The 20,546-nt window shown below is 40.7% G+C and carries 19 protein-coding genes; 13 read left to right on the top strand and 6 right to left on the bottom strand.

Annotated elements, in window-relative coordinates:
• Positions 1-18 precede the first annotated feature (18 nt).
• Positions 19-660 carry a CPBP family intramembrane glutamic endopeptidase gene (locus tag NQT65_RS01140; protein WP_024033448.1) on the top strand — a complete coding sequence of 214 codons (642 nt, stop codon included), beginning with the start codon at positions 19-21 and terminating at the stop codon, positions 658-660.
• Between the two features lie 70 nt (positions 661-730).
• Here NQT65_RS01140 and NQT65_RS01135 read toward each other — a convergent pair whose 3' ends face one another.
• Entirely contained in the window at positions 731-2,155 is a 1,425-nt protein-coding gene (locus tag NQT65_RS01135; RefSeq protein ID WP_256850284.1) for a sodium-dependent transporter, read from the bottom strand.
• Between the two features lie 186 nt (positions 2,156-2,341).
• Between NQT65_RS01135 and NQT65_RS01130 the strand changes: the two genes are divergently transcribed.
• From NQT65_RS01130 to NQT65_RS01110, 5 genes are all read left to right on the top strand, one after another.
• Positions 2,342-2,644 (top strand): YciI family protein, encoded by a 303-nt coding sequence (locus NQT65_RS01130; protein WP_256850283.1) that lies wholly within the window; start codon positions 2,342-2,344, stop codon positions 2,642-2,644.
• Positions 2,645-2,799: 155 nt separating this feature from the next.
• Complete coding sequence (locus NQT65_RS01125) at positions 2,800-3,063, top strand: PepSY domain-containing protein (protein WP_024033445.1); 264 nt, start codon at positions 2,800-2,802, stop codon at positions 3,061-3,063.
• 3 nt (positions 3,064-3,066) lie between these two features.
• Positions 3,067-3,741, top strand: coding sequence for a response regulator transcription factor (locus tag NQT65_RS01120; protein WP_004586804.1), 675 nt, complete (start codon positions 3,067-3,069; stop codon positions 3,739-3,741).
• A complete protein-coding gene (locus NQT65_RS01115) occupies positions 3,735-5,072 on the top strand; it encodes an ATP-binding protein (protein WP_055018715.1) in 1,338 nt (445 codons plus the stop codon). Before NQT65_RS01120 ends, NQT65_RS01115 begins: the two co-directional genes overlap by 7 nt.
• Complete coding sequence (locus NQT65_RS01110; protein WP_256850282.1) at positions 5,059-5,469, top strand: hypothetical protein; 411 nt, start codon at positions 5,059-5,061, stop codon at positions 5,467-5,469. Before NQT65_RS01115 ends, NQT65_RS01110 begins: the two co-directional genes overlap by 14 nt.
• A 110-nt stretch (positions 5,470-5,579) precedes the next feature.
• On the opposite strand, the gene NQT65_RS01105 is transcribed toward NQT65_RS01110, so the two are convergent.
• Positions 5,580-6,614: an AI-2E family transporter gene (locus NQT65_RS01105; RefSeq protein WP_024033443.1), complete on the bottom strand. Its 1,035-nt coding sequence runs from the start codon at positions 6,612-6,614 to the stop codon at positions 5,580-5,582.
• A 170-nt stretch (positions 6,615-6,784) separates the two neighbouring features.
• On the opposite strand from NQT65_RS01105, the gene NQT65_RS01100 reads away from it, so the two are divergent.
• Positions 6,785-7,678, top strand: coding sequence for a TIGR01777 family oxidoreductase (locus NQT65_RS01100; protein ID WP_126007381.1), 894 nt, complete (start codon positions 6,785-6,787; stop codon positions 7,676-7,678).
• A 130-nt stretch (positions 7,679-7,808) separates the two neighbouring features.
• Complete coding sequence (locus NQT65_RS01095) at positions 7,809-8,984, top strand: GGDEF domain-containing protein (RefSeq protein ID WP_256850281.1); 1,176 nt, start codon at positions 7,809-7,811, stop codon at positions 8,982-8,984.
• A gap of 50 nt (positions 8,985-9,034) precedes the next feature.
• Here the strand turns inward: NQT65_RS01095 and NQT65_RS01090 are convergent, their stop codons facing one another.
• Positions 9,035-11,587 (bottom strand): glycoside hydrolase family 3 protein, encoded by a 2,553-nt coding sequence (locus NQT65_RS01090; protein WP_256850280.1) that lies wholly within the window; start codon positions 11,585-11,587, stop codon positions 9,035-9,037.
• The gene (locus NQT65_RS01085; protein ID WP_256850279.1) at positions 11,587-12,861 is read right to left on the bottom strand and encodes a sugar MFS transporter; all 1,275 of its coding nucleotides are present in this window, start codon (positions 12,859-12,861) and stop codon (positions 11,587-11,589) included. Before NQT65_RS01085 ends, NQT65_RS01090 begins: the two co-directional genes overlap by 1 nt.
• Positions 12,862-13,119: 258 nt before the next feature.
• Here NQT65_RS01085 and NQT65_RS01080 point away from each other — a divergent pair, with 258 nt between their 5' ends.
• The 3 genes from NQT65_RS01080 (at position 13,120) to NQT65_RS01070 (ending at position 16,908) form a co-directional block, all read left to right on the top strand.
• A complete protein-coding gene (locus NQT65_RS01080; protein WP_096041555.1) occupies positions 13,120-14,451 on the top strand; it encodes a GH1 family beta-glucosidase in 1,332 nt (443 codons plus the stop codon).
• 60 nt (positions 14,452-14,511) lie between these two features.
• A complete protein-coding gene (locus NQT65_RS01075; RefSeq protein WP_256845107.1) occupies positions 14,512-15,840 on the top strand; it encodes a glycoside-pentoside-hexuronide (GPH):cation symporter in 1,329 nt (442 codons plus the stop codon).
• A 63-nt stretch (positions 15,841-15,903) separates the two neighbouring features.
• Positions 15,904-16,908: a LacI family DNA-binding transcriptional regulator gene (locus tag NQT65_RS01070; RefSeq protein WP_256850278.1), complete on the top strand. Its 1,005-nt coding sequence runs from the start codon at positions 15,904-15,906 to the stop codon at positions 16,906-16,908.
• Positions 16,909-16,962: 54 nt separating this feature from the next.
• Here NQT65_RS01070 and NQT65_RS01065 read toward each other — a convergent pair whose 3' ends face one another.
• Both NQT65_RS01065 and NQT65_RS01060 read right to left on the bottom strand, forming a co-directional pair.
• Positions 16,963-17,628 (bottom strand): DUF2987 domain-containing protein, encoded by a 666-nt coding sequence (locus tag NQT65_RS01065; protein WP_256850277.1) that lies wholly within the window; start codon positions 17,626-17,628, stop codon positions 16,963-16,965.
• Positions 17,621-18,430 carry a glucosaminidase domain-containing protein gene (locus tag NQT65_RS01060; RefSeq protein WP_256850276.1) on the bottom strand — a complete coding sequence of 270 codons (810 nt, stop codon included), beginning with the start codon at positions 18,428-18,430 and terminating at the stop codon, positions 17,621-17,623. The genes NQT65_RS01065 and NQT65_RS01060 overlap by 8 nt, the downstream gene beginning before the upstream one ends.
• A gap of 265 nt (positions 18,431-18,695) precedes the next feature.
• Here NQT65_RS01060 and NQT65_RS01055 point away from each other — a divergent pair, with 265 nt between their 5' ends.
• Together NQT65_RS01055 and NQT65_RS01050 are read left to right on the top strand one after the other, a co-directional pair.
• Entirely contained in the window at positions 18,696-19,988 is a 1,293-nt protein-coding gene (locus NQT65_RS01055; RefSeq protein WP_256850275.1) for an anti-phage deoxyguanosine triphosphatase, read from the top strand.
• 216 nt (positions 19,989-20,204) lie between these two features.
• The gene (locus NQT65_RS01050; RefSeq protein ID WP_024033431.1) at positions 20,205-20,516 is read left to right on the top strand and encodes an Mpo1-like protein; all 312 of its coding nucleotides are present in this window, start codon (positions 20,205-20,207) and stop codon (positions 20,514-20,516) included.
• Positions 20,517-20,546 lie beyond the last annotated feature (30 nt).

Here is a 20,546-nt window from a genome sequence, read left to right as displayed (position 1 = left end):
AATCAATCAGAGACGACCTTGAACGCCAATCAATACCGCTGGTTTGAATTTACCCTAATATTTGTTTTATTGCCTTTAATAGGCTTTACCCTTCGTAGTTACCTAGCTAACTGGCTAATACCCGCACTGATTGTTTTAATGAGTGTGTGTTGCATGTTATTACTGAACGACCCTCACTTTAAGCGATTTAGACTTACAAGCCTGGGGCAGTTTTCTGCGGTAAAGCGCCGTTTATTTAGTTTCTTTTTTTTAGGAGCGCTTTTTTCAGGCGTGTTTTACGGCATTATTCACCAAGAAAACTGGTTTAGCATGCCGCTGCACTCATTTTATAACTGGCTACTTTTACTGCTTCTATACCCGCTGCTGTCGGTATTACCACAAGAGCTAATTTTCAGAACCTACTTTTTTCATCGCTATAAACGCATTATGCCCAAAAAAAGAGTGCGTATAGTGGTAAGCGCAACGGTGTTTGCCCTTGCCCATATTGTGTATGCCAATTGGGTGGCTGTAGGCTTAGCATTTTTAGGCGGGCTATTATTTTCGTTTACCTACGCGCAAAGCCGTTCAACCATAGTGTGTGTAATTGAGCATAGCTTATGGGGATTGTGGATGTTTACACTGGGGATTGGCAGTTCATTAGACTCAGGAGCTATCAGCTAACAAGCTAAGCCGCTATTTAAAACACAAAAAAGCCGCGTTAATACGCGGCTTTTGAAAACTTTTTTATAGCCTAAAATCCAAATAACTTAAAGGCAAAAAACTTAGTCGCTACTGTGTTAATAAATATGGCTAATAAAATAACCGGAATAAACGTAGAAAGCGAAAAGTTAACGTATTTCTCCATAAAGCTACCGGCGTAATTTGGTGAGCCTTGGGTTAGCTCATCTGTTAGGCGCGCTTTTTTCCAGCGGTACATAACAAATAAACACACCATTAAACCATTCAGTGGCAATATAGTGTCGTAAAATACATCATAAACAATATCAAAAAAGCTTTTATTACCGCTGCCGTAACTAGTAAACGACGTTAGGCTATCAACCATACCAAACGACATAGTACATAATATAGTTAACACACCGGTGGCTAGCGTTAAAATACCTAAGGCTTTTTTACGGCTGATCCCTTTGCGGTCGCTAAGGGTCGCTGTAGGAACTTCTACAATTGATACAAGCGAAGTAATCGCTGCAAAAAACACTAATAAAAAGAACGAAAACGCCACTGCAGACGCGCCAAAGTAACCAATGTCATTTTGTAGTGCTAATAAAATTTTAGGTAAGTACACAAATATCATCGATACAGACGAGTCAGAAAGTGCGGCTGGGTCGGTATTAGGATCAAAACTAAATATTGCCGGTAACACCATTAAACCGGCAACAAATGCCACTAATGAGTCGGTAATAGCTACCATTTTAGCACTGCCAACAATGTCATCTTTTTTAGATATGTAAGAAGCGTACGTCATTAAAATACCCATACCTAGCGATAGTGAGAAAAACGCTTGGCTTAGTGCACCATTAAGCACGCTGGCACTCATTTTAGAAAAATCAGGAATAACATAATATTTAACACCAGCCATGGCGTTATCAAGCGTTAATACATACGCTACAAGGGCAAGCAACATAACAAATAAAGCCGGCATTAAAAACTTAGCGGCTTTTTCTATGCCTTGTTTAACCCCACCCAATAAAATAAGGTTAACAATAATAACGACCACCGCCATGTAGCCAAAAACAGTGTAGCTATTTATAAAGCTGCCAAAATGGCTCGGATCTGCCAATGCATCTAAATTACCCATGGCGGTTTGGCTTAAGTAACCAAAAATCCACACGGTAATAACCATGTAAAATACGGCAATCATAAACGGCGTTAATACAGCCAAAAAGCCTGCAAACTTCCATTTTTTGTCGTTATTTGCCAGCGCTTTGTACGAACCAAGTGGATCTTTTTGCGCGTTACGACCCATGGCCATTTCAGCCATCATTACCGGTAAACAAATAAAAGCAACAAACAAAGCGTATACAAGTAAAAATGCACCACCACCATTTTTAGTTGCCGACACAGGAAAACCTACTAAGTTGCCAATACCCACTGCCGAACCTGCTGCAGCCAGTATAAAGCCAAGACGGGAGCTAAAATGCTCTCTATTATTGCTCATGTATTAACCTTGTTATTTTTAAGTTATTCAAGCGACTCTACCAGTGTTGTGCCGCGCTTTTCAAGCAATTACACACTAAAAATAATTAATAACTGTAAACCTAGCTTTAACGGTAATTTGTTCACCAACTATCAACGTTGTGCTAGTATTTGCGTTATTAAACTTAACATTTTTTTGAGAATTACTATGTTGTACATGATTTATTCAACCGACGTTGAAAACAGCTTACCGCTTAGAAAAGAAGCCCGTCCCGCCCACTTAGCACGTTTAAGCGAACTTGACTCTCAAAACCGTTTACTTGTTGCCGGCCCACTGCCAGCAATCGACAGTGAAGACCCGCAAGATGCTGGATTTACAGGTTCATTAGTCATTGCCGAATTTGATTCACTTGAAAAAGCACGTGAATGGGCAGCAGCTGATCCATACGTTGCAGCCGGCGTTTACGCAAACACCGTTGTAAAACCATATAAAAAAGTATTACCAGCGTAACGAACACCCTGAATTTAAAACGTTATTTAATTCAGGGTTGGTTCACTGCTAATTAATTAAGCTGGCGAACGTAAAAGCGCATATTGGACGTTTTTACTTGAGTTTTAGTAGCTTAGTTAATTAGAATAGCTGGGTTTGATCTAGGAGTTCCCGTCATGCGTGTATTATTAACCCTTGGTTTAATTGCCTGTATTAGCGTCAGTGGCGCCGTACACGCAAGTTCGACTGTTACCAAAGCAGTTAAAAAAACTGAGATCAGCAAAAAGAAAGCCGTAATACTTGCAAAAGAAGAAACTGACGGTAAAACCTTAAAAATTACAGAACAAGCAAAGTTTTATACTGTACGTATACTCAAATCTGACGGCCACGTCGTTGATTTACATATAAATAAAAAAACCGGCGAAGTGAAAAAGGATTAGCAAATGCGAATTTTAGTTATAGAAGATGATTTACACTTAGCAGACAACCTACGTAATGCTTTAGAGAAAGAACGTTACAGTGTTGATTTATGTCACGATGGCGAAGCTGGCCTATTCCATATTACAGAGTACCCGCTAGATATGGCGGTGGTTGATTTAGGCTTACCAAAAATTGACGGTATTGAGCTAATCAATAAAGCACGTGCACAAGGCGTGACGATCCCTATTTTAATCTTAACGGCGCGCGACCGCTGGCAAGACAAAGTTGAAGGCCTAGATGCAGGCGCCGACGACTACTTAACCAAGCCGTTTCATGTTGAAGAATTAATTGCGCGTTGTAACGCACTTATTCGCCGCAGTGCGGGTAAAGCTAACCCAGAAATGACAGCGGGTCCAATTAAAATTCACACTCGCTCGCAACAAGTTTGGGTTAACGACAAAGAACTTAGCCTTACGGCTTATGAGTACAAAGTACTTGAGTATTTAATGGTTAACCCGCAAAAAGTAATTTCTAAATCAGAACTTACTGAACACATTTACGACCAAGATTTCGATCTTGATTCTAACGTTATCGAAGTATTTGTACTTCGTCTGCGTAAAAAATTAGACCCTGAAGGCACATTAAACCCAGTAGAAACACTACGTGGGCGTGGTTACAGGCTTAAAAGTCAGTGGTAGCATCGCAAATATCGCTTAAAATAAGGCAAGGATTTATCCTTGTCTTTGTTTTATTGGTGGCACTGCCCATTTTGTTTTACTCGATTGGTAAAGCGTATTACGCCTCATTAGTCGAAACCACCGAAAAAAATCTAGAAGCCCACTTATACTCCCTTATTTCTGAAGTCGACTTTACTGAGCGCGGCATTATTATGCCCAGCACAATTTTAACGCCTGAGCTTAATAACTTAAATTCAGATACCTACGCCATGATTTACCGCGATGATGTACCTGTGTGGCACTCAGAGTCGGCAGTAAACGTAAACTTTAAACCCGAGTACATAGAGCCTAAAGCAGGTGCAGCCGACTTTAGACGTGTGGTTTACAACAATGCAGTTTACTGGCAATTAAGCCTAACGGTCATTTTAAATAATATTGACCAATCTGAGCAGGCACGTTTTATATTACTCAAACGAAACGATGCATTGCTAAGGTTAATGGATGGCTTTAAACAAACCTTAGTCGATTGGATGTTTATAATGGGTATTGCGATTGCCGGTTTAATGGCAATTGGGTTTATTTGGAGCGGCCGTCCGTTACAACGTCTTGATAAAGAAATAAAAGCCATTGAGTCGGGCGATATTCAAGAAATTAAAGGCTTATACCCTGTAGAGCTGCAAACAATTAAATCAGACCTAAACTTATTACTAGAGTCGCAGCAACGTCAAAAAGAGCGCTACAGAGCCTCTTTAAGTGACCTAGCACATGCATTAAAAACCCCCCTTGCGGTATTAAAATCAAGCCCGCTTGCTAATGATGCCGATGCCCAAGAGCAACTTGATAGAATAAATGTGATGATCGAGCATCAGTTAAAGCGTGCAGCTACTGGCGCATCAGACACATGGAAAAAGCAAACTCCAGTTAAACCTGTGATTGATTCTATTTTAAGTGCAATGGCCAAGGTATACCGCGATAAAGACATTATATTTAATTGTACCGTGACCGATAAAGATTACTTTTTAGGTGACCAAACAGATTTAATGGAGTTACTGGGTAATTTAATTGATAACGCCTGTAAAGCGTGTCGCTCGCAAGTAGAAATACAGGTCATTCAAAGTAAAACACTGTGCATAGGCATTAGTGACGATGGGCCCGGTGTACCCGAGGATAAACGCGAGTCTTTATTAACCCGTGGTACCCGCCTTGATACTTACGAAAGCGGCCACGGTGTTGGCATGGCGATAGTCTCTGACTTGGTTAAATCTTATAACGGACACTTAACGATTAATAAGTCGGACACCTTGGGCGGCGCACAATTTATTTTAGAGTTTAATTACAATGATAAAAAATAGCCTTTTAATCACACTTGCGAGCCTATTAGCCCTAAGTGCTAATGCCAGTGCCAGTGCGCAAGCACAGTGTACGCTTGAGCAAAACGCAACGCCAAGCCAAACTAAACGCTATACGCAGTGTTTAGACACCCAAATAAATCAGGCTAAATACAATCAGGGTACTTGGGTTCAAAAACGTAAATATGAACTCACTAAATTAGAAGAGCAAAGCGGAAATACGCAAATACTCATGTTGTTTAAGCGCAGCGTCGACAACCATCAAAAGTATACTGAAGCAAGCTGCCAATGGCGCTATATATTAAAACTGCCAAATGCCAGCCAAGCCGCTATTGATTACAAATTATGTGAACTTGCACTTATTGAACAGTTTACTCAAGTGCTTAAAAAGCCACTTTAAACGGGGATTAACACCCATAAAAAAAGCGATTAATACTGTGTATTAATCGCTTTTTTTGTATCAATTATTTAATCAAATACGCAATTTTAAGCTTTGAAAACCAATTGATATTATTTATCGTCTATCGACTCACCAGTACCAAGTAGCGTGGCAACCCAACGCCCTTCATCACTTGCCTCTAGGGCTATTTTAACAATCATGGTAAGCGGTACCGATAGCAACATGCCTACAGTGCCTAATAACCAACCCCAAAATATTAACGACAAAAACACCACCAAGGTAGAAAGCCCAAGCCCTTTACCCATAAATTTAGGCTCTACAATGTTACCCATTACCGTATTAATAATTAAATACCCTGCACCTACAAGCCCGGCTGTTAATGGTCCTTGTGTGATCAGTGCTAACAATACAGCTGGTACTGCGGCAATAATAGAACCTATATTAGGAATATAATTAAACATAAAGGCCAACACGCCCCACAGCACAAAGTAGTCAACATCTAAAATCCATAAATAAAATGCTGCAATAATACCGGTGGCTAAACTCACTAATGTTTTAATTGCCAAATACGAATTAATAGAAACCAAAAAGCGGTCAATTTGCTCCATTTTTCTGTCTGGGTCGGCAAGTGCCATATGAATTTTTTTGCTTAATGCAGGCCCTTCAAAAAGCATAAACACCACAGTTAAAATTATTAAAAACATGTTTGCCATTACGCCACCTAAGCCGGTAAGCATATTCGTGGCTACATCAACCATTTTACCTGGGTCAAACATAGAGAGAATTTGATCTCTATCGATTAAGATATTGTATTGCGATGCAAGATCGACCAGCCACACAAACTCTTCTTGTAATTGGGCTTTATATTCAGGAAGTTGCTGAGAAAAGTCGTTTACGGATTGCCCTACAAGGCCGCCTAAGCTAACACCTAAGCCCACAATGATAAGCACCACAATAACAACAGAAACCCCTTTAGGGATCCGATAGCGACCAAAAAATGTGATCAGCGGGTTGCATACAATGGCAATAAACGCCGCCAAAATAAAGGGAATAATAATAACACTTGCGGCCTTAATACCGGCTAATACAACCACCAGGGCTGCAAATATTATTAAGCTTTTATTTACGCCAGTTAAACTTGCCAACGCGCCAATCCTTTTCTTATGAAATTCGCTTTAGTGTAAGGCAAAAACTAATTAAATGAAATATTTACAAAGTGATCGTTGTTTTTTAGTTAACGTAATAATTTGCATTAAGATAGTTTAGATAGTATACATTTTAAACAAATCGTACACTTAAAATTGGTAAGATTTTTATGCATATTTTTTTTACAGGCGCTACAGGCCTAATAGGTAAACACTTAACGCCTTTTTTGCTACATCATCATAAAGTAACCGTACTGAGCCGAAATAAAACCAAAGCCCATGTATTGCTTGGTCATAATATTGATGTAGTAAGCACCGTTGATGAGGTTAATTTTAACCATGTTGATACTGTAATTAATTTAGCCGGCGAACCTATCGTCAACAAACGCTGGACGCAGGCACAAAAACAAACAATTAAAAACAGCAGAATAAACCTTACCACGCAAATCAGCGATGCTATTTTAAATTGCAGCACGCCCCCTGCTACATTTATATCTGGTAGTGCCATTGGCTATTATGGCCGCCAAGGCGATACCCCCGTAGATGAGGACACCGACGATGTAAATGATGAATTTAGCCATCAGCTATGTAAAGAGTGGGAGCACGCGGCACTAAAAGCGCAAAGTGATAAAACACGAGTGTGCTTATTACGCACGGGAATTGTACTTAGCAAAAACGGCGGCGCTTTAAGTAAAATGCTACCTGCGTTTAAATTTTTTGCAGGTGGCCCCATTGGTGATGGGGAGCAAGGTATGTCGTGGATTCATATTGATGACATGATTCAACTGATTTTATTTATTATAAAACACACGTCGCTCTGCGGGCCAATTAACGCCACTGCACCCACCCCTGTTAGTAATAAAGTATTTAGCAAAAGTTTAGGTAAAGCATTGTCACGCCCTGCGGCCCTAACCATGCCAAGCCCTGTGTTAAAGGTGTTAATGGGTGAAATGTCTGATTTGCTCACTACTGGGCAATATGTAATACCCAAAAAAGCGTTAGCGCATAATTACCGTTTTCATTTTACGGATATAGATTCGGCTCTGAGAAGTTTAATAAAGTAGGTGTATTCAGCATAGATACACCTAATAAAGGTTATAAAAATACTACTTTAAGCTAGGTTACTGTAATTAATATAAGCTTTAGTATCTAGTCTCCATTAAAATAGTCGTTTTATAATAAAAGAACCTTTCTATGCTGCACTTACCAACCGTTATAAGCCTTTCTTTTATTTTAAATCTTATAATTGGGCTGTATTTTATCTCTATTTATCAATATAAAAAACAAACTAGTTTTTTATATTTTGGCCTAGCTTGTACCACCTTTACATTCGCCATACTATGCGCAAGCTTACGCGTGATCATTGCATGGCCGTTTATTACCCATTACTTTGCCAGTTTATTTATTATTGCTTGCCCACTTTTTTTAATTATGGGATTAAAAGCACTCAGCCCTTTAAATAAAAGCATATGCAGGCAAGTTAGCTATTTACTCATCATGGCTGCGGTTTTTTTGCTCGTAGTTTACAACACCGCTGTAGAGCAAGTATTGGTTAGTTTAACTGTGGCAGGGTTATTTTTGTATGCCTCGTATATTGTTTTAAGCACCCGCTTTATAGCAAAATTACAGCAACGTATGCTACTGCTTTGCCTATTACTGCATGCACTCGTTATGCTAATACAAGGAGTTTTATTACTGTTGCCGTTTTTTACCGCGCTCAACTTTGATTTTGCCTCTGTTTTGCAATTTACTTTAGCTGTACACTTAATACTTGCCACTAGCGCCGCCCTATTGCTGCCTTTTTTAGTGTTTGCCAATACAGAGCATACGCTCAACTCCCTTGCTAATCGCGACCCATTAACCCAGCTATTAAATAAACGCGGTTTAAATGCAGTGGCCAATACGTTATTTAATAAAAATAATGCCGAGCATCCCCTTAGCATTATTATGGTCGATATAGACTTTTTTAAGCGCGTTAACGATGAATACGGACACGATGCAGGTGATGAGGCAATTAAATGGGTTTCGCAGCATATTGCAGCGCTTTTTTCTAACAGCGCAGTTACCGCGCGTGTTGGCGGCGAAGAGTTTGCAATTTTACTTAACCACTGCACTTTAAATGAGGCACAGTGCGCGGCAAACACCCTCAGAAAAAACATTAAAAACAAGCCCTTTAGCTATTACGGCAACACCATTTATTTAAGAATAAGCGCTGGAGTGGCATGCAGCGATACTCAAACAAGCTCTTTCAAATCGCTACTTAGTGCGGCAGATAAGCGCTTGTATATTGCTAAAACCACAGGACGCGACAAAGTTATATATGAATCTGCACAAAACCCTTTTATAAATAACAAACCGGCTTGCACATAAAAAAAGCCCTTCAATTGAAGGGCTTTGACATACACACTAAAACAAAATGATTACTGACATTTAAGCCCAGCAGAGTCTGCCTTATTAGGCACAAACTGAATGTTTGCTACCGACACTGAGGTTTTACTGCTTGCATGTAAACTAAACGGGCTTGTAAGGCTTGCAAAGTCTACGCCTTGGTTAGCAAAACAACGTAAGTCTACCGACACCGACTGCCATTTATTTTTGATTGATTGATCAACCATTTTACTCAAAGCAATCGCACCACCACACTTACCTGAACAAGTCATAGCAAGGTTTACGTCATCGGTTAGTGGTTCATTAAGTTTAATATCAAAACTAATAACGCCATTAGCCTCTAAATAGGTAATGGTATCTTCTGCAAAGCTTGTGACTATTTCAGCACTTGCCTTTTGCTCGCCGCTAAAATTAAATTGGCGCGCGTCTTCTTGAACTGTTTTATCCTCAGTACGGTATTTAAGTGCACCCAGTTGATGAGTACTGCTTGATACATCTAATAGCTCATCGCCAGATTTAAGTAATAAACGCCACGGAGCAACCGGAGCGCCAACTAAAATATCCATACTAGTGAGCGCTGAGTTATCTAATTTAGAGTCTTCGTCTAAATTATCAGCCAATACATTTTTATCGCCATAAGTTAAACCAAAGCCGTACGGTAATAATGGGCTGTAATCGTCATCGCCTTTATTAACCGTTGCTTGTACTGCTGTTTTAGGCCATGAAAACGAAAGCTTGCCGCTAAAGTCATGTTGAATGCTGCCATCTTTGGCTTTTAAAATAACATCGGCAATACCGCCGCCCTCTGTACCTGGCAGCCATGCTGCAACAAATGCATCTGAGGCATTTAATTCACTGTTAACCCACATAGGGCGACCCGAAATAAATACCGATACAACCGCAATACCCTGCTCTTTTAACGACTTTAATAACGCGAGCGATTTTTTATTACCGCGCTCAAATTCAAGGTTATCTCTATCGCCATGGCCTTCTGCATAAGGCTCTTCACCAAATACCACAACGGCTACATCTGGGCGCTGCTCATATGAGCCATCCACACTTAAAATGGCACGACCACCCGCCATAGTAATTTGTTTTTCAAGACCTGCGTAAATAGACGTGGCACCAGGAAAATCAGCATTTTTGTTATTCGTCCCTTGCCAAGTAATACTCCAACCACCCGACTGCTTACCTATGTTATCGGCTCCATCGCCGGCAATAAGTACAGTTTGGTTTGCATCAAGAGGCAAAATATTGTTTTTGTTTTTAAGTAAAACAAGTGATTCGCGTACTGCTTGACGCGCAACTTCGCGGTGCTGCTGCGCACCAATTAGCTCAGTTTTACCCGAAAACTGACGCTTAGCCGGGCTTGGTTTATCAAATAAACCGGCACGCAATTTAACGCGTAAAATTCTACTTACTGCATCATCAATGCGCGACATGCTGATTTCGCCAGCTTTCACTTGCGCTATGGTGTTTTCGTACAGCGGCTTCCAAGCGCCCGTTGGCACCATAAAAATATCAAGCCCCGCGTTAACAGCCTGTGCACAGCTTTCGTTTGTACAGCCTTCAATTTGGCCGTGGCCGTTCCAATCCCCTACCACAAAACCATCAAAGCCCATGCGGGTTTTAAGCACATCGGTTAACAGGTATTTATTGCCGTGGTTTTTAACCCCATGCCAGCTATTAAACGATGCCATAACCGACTGACTCCCCGCCGATAAGCCGCCTACATAACCTTGGGCATGTATATCAAACAAATCTTGCTCACTGTCGATATTATTACCTTGGTCATCGCCATCGACTGTGCCGCCATCACCTAAAAAGTGCTTAACGGTGCTAATAACACGTTTATCACTTAAAAAGTCGCCATCGGCCTTGCCCTGTAAACCATTTACAATGGCAGCAGAATAATCACGTACAATGCGAGGGTCTTCTGAATAACCTTCATAGGTTCTGCCCCAGCGGTCATCGCGCACAACAGCCACTGTAGGTGCAAATACCCAATCAATACCCGTTGCCATTACTTCAACCGCAGTGATAGCTGCTATTTGCTCAATCAATGCCGGGTTGTTTGCCGCACCTAAACCGATATTATGCGGAAATAAGGTCGCGCCAATTACATTATTGTGACCATGCACCGCATCGGTGCCCCACATTGTGGGTATTTTACTGCCATCGATAGAGTCATCTACCGACGCCTGATAAAAATCTTCAGCCAATTTTACCCAGTCCATTGGTGTTGCGTGTTTATCACCGTTAGGAAACGCACCGCCCCCATTTAGGTATGAGCCAAAGCCATATTTGCGCATGTCTTCAACGGTAATATCACGAATTTCTGGTTGAATCATTTGAGCTACTTTTTGCTCAAGTGTCATCGTTTTTAAATAATCGGCTATTTTAGCTTCAATTTTTGGGTCTTGTTTTACGGCAATATTAAGTTTTGGCCAAATTTTCTCTGTTTTAGACAACGCATTATTAGCTTCAGGAGTGGTTGTCGCGTCATTCGAACAAGCCGCTAAAATGCCTACTGATGCAATTAATGAGGCACGTGCTATTTTATTAAGTGAAAAAGGGGTTTTCATTATAGAGTCTCCTGAGCTTGAACTGGTTTGCTTCCGCTTAAACCATAAAACGCGATAAATAAGTAACAAAAAATAGGTAAAACATACGAAAGTTGAACACCCACACTATCAGCAAGTGCACCTTGTAAAAGTGGCACTATTGCACCCCCTACAATCGCCAAGCACAAAATACCAGAGCCCTGCGCGGTATGCTTACCAAGGCCATTTAACGCTAAACTAAAAATAGTTGGGAACATAATAGAATTGAATAAACCAACCAGTAGTATTGACCACATTGCTAATTGGCCGGACGTGCTCATGGCAATAACCACCAAAATAATAGCCATACTTGCGTTAAAGCCAAGTACTTTACCAGCGGGTAATTTTTGCATTACCGCTGCACCAATAAAACGCCCAACCATAGCTCCACCAAAATAATATGTGATGTAGTGAGCGGCAACATGCTCTTTTAATCCGGCAATATTTTCTTGTGCTAAAAAGCTAACTAAAAAACTGCCAATCGCAACCTCTGCACCTACATACATAAATATACCCACAGCACCGAGTGTTAGGTGGCGGTATTGCCATGCACTACCTTCAATTGTCTTTGACTTTTCAGCGGCTTCTTTTTGCTCATTCATTATGTCTGGCAATTTAAGCCACGCAAAAATACCGGCTAATAAAATAAGCATGCCTGCTAATAGTAAATAAGGAAGTTGTACCGACTCTGCATTTTGTGCCGGTGTTAAAAACGCTTCGGAAGCAGAATCAAGAATCAAAAATGCACCAAATGTAGGGGCAACCGTAGTGCCTAGCGCATTAAATGCTTGCGTTAAGGTAAGGCGAGAAGACGCTGTTTTAGGGGCGCCCAATAAACTTACATAAGGGTTTGCAGAAACCTGCAACAAGGTAATACCGCTTGCCAGTACAAATAAAGCAAACAAAAATACTGGGTAATTATGTAGTGCCGCGGCTGGGTAAAAAAGCACACAACCACATGCCGCTATAAGTAATCCCACTACAATGCCTTTTTTATACCCTAATTTTTTAACTATATAGCCACTTGGCAGTGACATTAAAAAATAAGCCCCAAAAAAACAAAACTGAACCAGCATTGCCTGAACATAAGTTAGGTTAAACACCGCTTTTAAATGCGGGATTAAAATATCGTTTAAGCAGGTAATAAATCCCCACATAAAAAATAAAGTAGTTAAAGAGGTTAATGCAAAACCATAGTTTTTATCTTGGTAGTTTTGCGACTGTGTGTGTGTCGTCAGTGGTGCTGAACTGGCCATGGGCTCTCCGCAATTTATTATTATAAATTAATGCAAAAGTCGTTATTAAAAATTGCCGTGTAACCCAGCAACATTAAAGAGTTGACCTTCGTATCAATTAACACTAATCTAAAAATGTAAGCGCTTTCACGTGTAATTAAATACGAACATGTAACATATTTCAACAAGTTTTATTTTTTTATAAACGCGCCCTTACGCTTCATCGCAGTAAATACAGTGGCTATTTATGCATTTAAGGTTTAAAAAGGTTTGTTACTAATGACAAAATTATCGTTACCATCTCATTCACCTCTATTAACAAAAAACTTTGTTTATGGTGTGGCTACGGCATCATTTCAAATTGAAGGCGGGTATGAGCATCGCCTGCCCTGTATATGGGATACCTTTTGCGATACACCCAACAAAATAGCCGACAGCTCAAATGGGCATGTTGCCTGCGATCATTACAACCAGTGGCAAAACGATATTGAATTAATAGACTCGCTTGGCGTAGATGCGTATCGACTTTCTATCTCTTGGCCGCGCGTTATTACCTTATCGGGCGAGCTAAACCCTGAGGGCGTAAAGTTTTATACTAATATTCTTGATGAGCTTAATAAGCGCAACATTAAAGCGTTTGTAACGCTATATCACTGGGATTTACCTCAACATTTAGAAGATAAAGGCGGCTGGTTAAATCGCGATACAGCTTATGAATTTGCTCGCTATGTAAAGCTTATTAGCCAAGCATTTGGCGAGCGGGTATTTTCGTACGCGACCCTAAATGAGCCATTTTGCAGTGCCTTTTTAGGCTACGAAGTAGGCATACATGCCCCAGGTTTAGTGGGCAAAGAGTACGGTAAAAAAGCGGCGCACCATTTATTGCTTGCCCATGGTTTGGCAATGGATGTGTTAAAACACACCTCGCCTAATACTCAAAATGGTATTGTGCTTAATTTTACACCTTGCTACCCCTTAACGCAGTCAGCAGAGGATATAAACGCAGCTCGCTACGCCGATGATTATTTAAATCAATGGTATATGAAACCTATAATGGATGGCCAATACCCAGAAATTATAAAACAGCTTCCTAGCAATCAGCAGCCTGAAATCCACCCAGGCGATATGGACATAATTTCACAATCTATTGATTACTTAGGCATTAATTTTTATACGCGCCAAGTATACAAAGCGCACCCTAGCGATATATACGAGCCACTTGCTCCACAAGGGCCTTTAACCGACATGGGCTGGGAAATTTACCCGCAGTCGTTTACCGATTTACTTGTAACGCTTAACAACACCTACACCTTACCGCCTATTTATATAACCGAGAACGGCGCAGCTATGCCCGACACCATTAAAAATGGCGAGGTAAACGATGTAGATCGCCTAAACTATTATCATAGCCACTTAAATGCCGTGCACGATGCCACAGCGCAAGGGGTTAATATTATTGGTTACTTTGCGTGGAGCTTAATGGATAATTTTGAATGGGCTGAGGGCTACTTAAAACGCTTTGGTATTGTTTACGTTGATTATAAAACTCAGCAACGTACTATAAAAGCCAGTGGCCAAGCTTATAAAAGCTTGATACAAAGCCGTAAATAGCCAATAAAAGCTATTCGATTAATCGCATAAATAAAAATCAAAAAGCGAGAACCTAACATCATGATAAGTGTAAAAGAAAAAATAGCCTATGGCCTTGGCGATACGGCAAGTAATATTATTTTTCAAACAGTTATGATGTTTTTAATGCTTTACTACACAGATGTAGTAGGGCTTTCTCCAGCGGTGGTAGGCACCATGTTTTTAGTGGTTAGGTTGTTTGATGCCATCACCGACCCAGTTATGGGCAACTTAGCCGATAAAACCCAGTCGCGCTTTGGCCATTTTAGGCCCTATTTATTGTGGCTTGCCCTGCCCTTTGCGCTTATTAGTATTTTAGCTTTTACCACGCCAGAGCTTGAAGGCACTGATAAAATTATTTACGCCTTTACTACCTACACCTTGCTTATGGTGGCGTATACCGCCATAAATATTCCTTATTGCGCATTAGGTGGCGTGCTCACTAACGATGTAAAAGAGCGTGTTAGCGTGCAATCGTATCGTTTTGTGTTTGGTATGTTAGGCGGCGTTATTGTTGCGGGCTGTACAATGCCAATGGTTGAATACTTTGGCCAAGGCGATAATGCCAAAGGTTACCAATACACCATGACGGCAATGAGTTTGCTTGGCTTAGTGTTATTTTTACTGTGTTTTTTTGGTACTAAAGAGCGCGTAGAGCAACCGCCTGAGCAAAACCTGTCGTTGTTTAAAAGTCTAAAAACCTTAATTAAAAACGATCAATGGCGAGTCCTGTGCGCTGCCGCGCTATTTTTACTCACTGGCCAAGTATTACGTTTAACCCTAGGTGTTTATTACGTTAAATACTATTTAGGGCAAGAAGATTTAATTACCTCTTTCATGACCCTAGGAGTGGTTGCCAGTATGGTTGGGTGTGCGTGTGCTCAGCCGTTGGCTAAGCGATTTTGTAAGATAAAAGCCTATATTAGTTTGCAGTTAATCGCTGCGGGCATATGTATTGTGAGCTATTTTATCTCCCCTGATAACATTACCTTGGCATTTGCTGCCTTTATTTTGTGGAAGTTTTTTTTAGATATGGCCACCCCGCTACTATGGGCAAAAATGGCCGACACCATAGACTACGGGCACCACAAAACTGGGGTAAGAATTACTGGCCTTGTGTATTCGGGCGTTATATTTTTTATAAAAATGGGTGTGGCGTTAGGCGGTGCAATTGCAGGCTGGCTGCTGTCTTTTTATAATTACCAAGCGCAAACAATGCAGAGCCTTGATACGCAACAGGGTATTTTATTATCGTTTACTATTATACCGGCGTTTGGTTCTTTGTTTGTTGCATTTATTATGCGTAAATACACGCTCAACAACGCACAGTTAGCCTCTATACAGGCATCGCTAAAAACTAGTGCTAGTTAACATTTGGTGGGTACGGTATTATTTGCCCGCCAAAATAAAGGATATAAGTGAGTTAACAATAACATGGCCACAATTTATGAAGTGTCGGAGCTTGCTGGCGTATCGTTAGCTACAGTGTCACGGGTAATGAATAAAAACACCCGCGTAAGTGAAAAAACCACTAAAAAAGTACTCGATGCAATGCAGCAGCTGGGCTATAAGCCCAACTCTATTGCGCAATCGCTTGCCTCAAACAGAACCAACAGCGTGGGTATTTTGGTCTCAGAGCTTCATGGTCCTTTCTTTGCTCAAATGATGGCAGGCATCGAGTCAGCCCTGCGCGCTGCGGGTAAGCACGTTATTATTACCACCGGTCACAGTGAAGACGATAAAGAAAAAGACGGCATTGAATTTTTAATTAGCCGCAAATGCGATGCGCTAATTTTACATGTAGAGTCAGTCAGTGATGACTACCTAATTGAGCTAAGTAAAGGTAAAACCCCTATTTACCTTATTAACCGGTACGTACATTCACTTGAAAGTAACTGCATTAGCCTAGATAACGAACTCGGCGGCTACTTAGCCAGTAAATCTATTGTTGAACAAGGCCACACAAATATTGCTTATATTGCGGGGCCGCAAGTTAAAGCCGATGCCAGAAACCGTTTAAAAGGCCATAAAAAAGCACTGCACGAAAAAAACATCCCCTTTAATGAGACGCTGTTTTACGAAGGTGATTTTAACGAAATTGGCGGCAGCAAAGGCCTTGAAAAACTACTCAACACGCGTATTCCATTTAGTGCTTTAGTGTGTGCCAACGATGAAATGGCATCAGGTGCTATGAAATACGCCCGTGAGCATGGCTTTAATTTACCAAACGATTTGTCGGTTATTGGCTTTGATAACGTTATATTTGCCAATTATCTTTACCCTACACTTACCACCATAGATAACCCAGTAGAAGAAATGGGTGAAATGGCTGCAAAAATGGTGCTACAAGATGTGTATCAGTATAAAAACTTACACATAAACCGCGTGTTTGAACCCACCCTAATTAGACGTGATTCAACCCAAACACTGCCAAAATAACGCATAAAAAAACGGCGCTATATTAAGCGCCGTTTTTTATTAAACCCCAGTAACTTATTTTGCTATCCACGGGGTTACTTTAACTACGTTTTCTATATCACCAAGCAAATTTACGTCATCTTCCCAGTTATCCTGTACTGCAAAATGGCAGATTGATTTTTCGCACTGTATATGTGGGTTATTAAAGGTCACAGGCTCTTTAAATGTTACAGCAACGCCTTTTTGCTCAGGCAATAAAAACCACATAAGCTTACTAACAAAAAAGCCCGATAAGTCTGTTAAAAGTTCATCTAACTCGTTATTAATTGTGTACAACGAATCTTTAGTTAAGCTAAGCCCTTCAAATTCGCTGGCCTCAATTTGCAGTTTTAACTGACAATCGTGATCAGGGTTTTGTGGCTCTACAACAATAACGGCTTTATCCGTATCGAGCTCCTTATCAAACGGTAAAAGTAACTGTGCTTTATCGGTAAAGTTGAGCGGGTATTCGTTATTTTCAGTTAAAATTGTGCCGCTTTTAATAGCACATGCCTCGTTTGTGGCAATATCGCTAATGTAAAAGTTAACCCGTGCATACTGAAAGTCGCCCTTGTTAACCACTTTTAATCTATCGTAAAAGCCATCGTACGACATAACAAACTCTTTGGCATTGACGGTACTTGCCGCCAAACTTAATAAAATGAGTATGGCGTTAATATTTATGAGTCGTTTTTTATTCATCAAAATAAGCTCTGTTTTGGTTAATCATGGTATTTAGCTCTTCTATGTAGGCCTCGCCGCGCTCTGAGTACGACATTAAACCATGCGTTAGTGCCGTTGCCGCAATGGGCTTTTGCTGTTGTCGTAAATCTTCGCGTATCAGGCGTAAATCTTTGTAGGCATTATGCGTGTTAATATTTCTAAAATACGAGCTTACTGCTGCGCGTACCGACTTAAATGCAGCAACTTCGTGCGCCGCTCCGCTATTGCGGCGCCTTGGCACCATACCGCAGCCTTTTGAATAGCACCATTGGCCAAAAAAGTTAAGCCCTATGCGTGCAAAGCGCGATGTACCCCACGCCGACTCATTCGCCGCTTGCATTAGCGCAAGCTCTTTAGGAATAATATCAACACGGCGCAGCGCTTGGCTTAAAATTAGGGTGTTTACTGTTTCAGGTAAGCCATAGGCTTTTAAAATATTAACGATGTCGCGCTGTTGTTTTTTCTCGAGCGGTTCGTTGTATTCAAGCATCATACGCGCAATTTCTAACTTAGCGCGTTGCTGTAATATTTTTTTATTTTCAGCCTCAACATGTGGGCGAATAAAATCAAAAAAGGCCTGTTTTTTCTCTTTTACATCAGCAAATTCAGAAAATTTAGGTAAGGTAACATTGTGCAGGGGTTTTTCTTTTTTCTTTACTGTTTTAGGTTGTTCACCTGTGGTTTGTTCTTCAACCTCTTGCTCATTACTTTGCATAAACGGGTATGCAAGCGCCCATAAAAAAAATACGCTTAGTAACAGCTTTAAAATGGTTTTTAGCATGTAGTCTCTCTTTCAAACAACAATTATGCATGGATAATACACACACATACGAAACCCCATTATACCTAAGCCACTATATAAACGCGAATAACACCCAGTGTGTAACCCTTTAAGGGCCGCGCTTTGCTAAAAAATGCTAAAGTGGCTGCTTGCGATAAATATATTATCCCCCACCTCAGGTTATGTACTTGTTCATTCGCAATTTATTAGGGCATGCGTATACTGAGCTTATACCGTGTATAACAACGTTTTGTGAGTAAGCAGTATGGATAAGCAATGGCAAAGCCGAATAATAGAACAGTATAAAAATCGCCCTAACGATAATCGCTCCCCCTGGCAGGTAGACCGCTCTCGTATAATTCATGCCGCAGCTTTTAGGCGCTTACAAGCAAAAACCCAAATTATGGGGATAGGCTTAAACGACTTTTATCGCACACGCTTAACGCATTCTTTGGAGGTATCGCAAATTGGTACCGGCATATTGCGGCATTTAAAAGCACAGCACAGCGATTTTGAACACTTCCCCTCTACCGGTTTATTAGAAACCTTATGTTTAGCCCACGATATAGGCCATCCCCCGTTTGGCCATGGCGGCGAAATTGCCTTAAATTATATGATGCGTGAGCACGGTGGATTTGAAGGCAACGCACAAACATTGCGTATAGTCGCTAAACTTGAGCCATACTCTAACGGCCACGGCATGAACCTAACGCGCCGCACGTTGCTTGGCTTTATTAAATATCCCGCATTTATAGACGATTTATGGCACACCATTCCGAAGGTAAATAATACACGTTCATTTATAAAAGCAGATGATTGGCGCCCCGCTAAAGGCTTATACAAAGACGATGCACAAATATTTGAATGGATCATTGCCCCTTTAAGCGACAACGACAAAGCGCTATTAACAAGCCATACGCCAATAGATCAGTTCCGTGCAAAAACCCGTTATAAATCGTTAGATAGCGCCATAATGGAACATGCCGATGACATAGCATATGCAGTGCACGACCTAGAAGATGCCATAGCCACTAAAGTGCTGACACTAGATGATTGGCAAACACACGCATTACCCCACTTAAACGCGCTTAATTACGATTGGTTAAACACTAAATTAGACTCGCTTACCCAACGCTTATTTTCAAAAAACGATTTTGAACGTAAAGACGCCATAGGCGAGCTGGTAAATATGTTTATTATTCATATTCATTTAGATGTTCAGCATGGTGATTTTGAGTGCCCTATTTTAAAGTACACTGCAAAGCTAGACCCACAGTACGAGCTCGTTTTACAAATACTCAAACATTTTGTATTTAATCGCTTAATACGCGACCCAGAAATGCAGCAAATAGAGTTTAAAGGTCAAAACTTACTGATTGAATTATTTACCGCTTTTGCCAGTGACCCACTGCGTTTATTACCCGAAACAACGCAAACTCTTTATCTAGACGCTGAAAAACAAAACCAAGGGATGCGCATAATATGCGACTACCTAAGCGGCATGAGCGATGAGTACGCCTATAAAACCTATCAGCGGTTATTCTCACCAGTACAATAAAAGCCACGAGCACATCCTGCTAAGCGTTTGGTTAAAGGAAGAGCCTGTGTAAGGGGTTACTGCAAATAAATAGGCGTGTGCAAAAGGCGTTATCGAGCCCACTCGATTACAAACTTAGCACTGCGATTAAATAACCTCTTGTTTGCAAAAATTTTTCCTGCAAAATCTAGCAGGCCCTTGTATATTTAATAAACTATAAAAATAAGAGCATTGACTATGAACACACCACACACTTTTAACTCCTTTAAAGCGTTTTACCCGTATTACTTAAAAGAGCACCGCAATGTAACCTGCAGAAGGCTTCACTTTATTGGCAGCACGCTAGTACTTGCAGTCATCTTTATTGCATTGATCAAGCAGCAATATAGCTTGCTGTGGTTATTACCGGTTATTGGCTACGGATTTGCTTGGATTGGGCATTTCTTTTTTGAAAAAAACCGCCCCGCCACTTTTAAGCACCCCCTTTATAGCTTATGGGGAGATTGGGTCATGTTTAAAGATATACTTATCGGTAAAATAAAATTTTAATTTTTATATTATTTTATTATAAAAATCACT

It is taken from the genome of Pseudoalteromonas agarivorans, assembly GCF_024518735.1.
Classification (GTDB): Bacteria; Pseudomonadota; Gammaproteobacteria; order Enterobacterales; family Alteromonadaceae; genus Pseudoalteromonas; species Pseudoalteromonas atlantica.
The sequence above is the reverse complement of the archived record's forward strand: the minus strand, read 5'-3'. Positions and strand labels throughout refer to the sequence as shown.

Coding starts and splice junctions, on each gene's coding strand:
- NQT65_RS01135 (WP_256850284.1), bottom strand. CDS start 2,155: ATGAGCAATAATAGAGAGCATTTTAGCTCCCGTCTTGGCTTTATACTG.
- NQT65_RS01130 (WP_256850283.1), top strand. CDS start 2,342: ATGTTGTACATGATTTATTCAACCGACGTTGAAAACAGCTTACCGCTT.
- NQT65_RS01125 (WP_024033445.1), top strand. CDS start 2,800: ATGCGTGTATTATTAACCCTTGGTTTAATTGCCTGTATTAGCGTCAGT.
- NQT65_RS01120 (WP_004586804.1), top strand. CDS start 3,067: ATGCGAATTTTAGTTATAGAAGATGATTTACACTTAGCAGACAACCTA.
- NQT65_RS01110 (WP_256850282.1), top strand. CDS start 5,059: ATGATAAAAAATAGCCTTTTAATCACACTTGCGAGCCTATTAGCCCTA.
- NQT65_RS01100 (WP_126007381.1), top strand. CDS start 6,785: ATGCATATTTTTTTTACAGGCGCTACAGGCCTAATAGGTAAACACTTA.
- NQT65_RS01095 (WP_256850281.1), top strand. CDS start 7,809: ATGCTGCACTTACCAACCGTTATAAGCCTTTCTTTTATTTTAAATCTT.
- NQT65_RS01090 (WP_256850280.1), bottom strand. CDS start 11,587: ATGAAAACCCCTTTTTCACTTAATAAAATAGCACGTGCCTCATTAATT.
- NQT65_RS01085 (WP_256850279.1), bottom strand. CDS start 12,861: ATGGCCAGTTCAGCACCACTGACGACACACACACAGTCGCAAAACTAC.
- NQT65_RS01080 (WP_096041555.1), top strand. CDS start 13,120: ATGACAAAATTATCGTTACCATCTCATTCACCTCTATTAACAAAAAAC.
- NQT65_RS01075 (WP_256845107.1), top strand. CDS start 14,512: ATGATAAGTGTAAAAGAAAAAATAGCCTATGGCCTTGGCGATACGGCA.
- NQT65_RS01070 (WP_256850278.1), top strand. CDS start 15,904: ATGGCCACAATTTATGAAGTGTCGGAGCTTGCTGGCGTATCGTTAGCT.
- NQT65_RS01065 (WP_256850277.1), bottom strand. CDS start 17,628: ATGAATAAAAAACGACTCATAAATATTAACGCCATACTCATTTTATTA.
- NQT65_RS01060 (WP_256850276.1), bottom strand. CDS start 18,430: ATGCTAAAAACCATTTTAAAGCTGTTACTAAGCGTATTTTTTTTATGG.
- NQT65_RS01055 (WP_256850275.1), top strand. CDS start 18,696: ATGGATAAGCAATGGCAAAGCCGAATAATAGAACAGTATAAAAATCGC.
- NQT65_RS01050 (WP_024033431.1), top strand. CDS start 20,205: ATGAACACACCACACACTTTTAACTCCTTTAAAGCGTTTTACCCGTAT.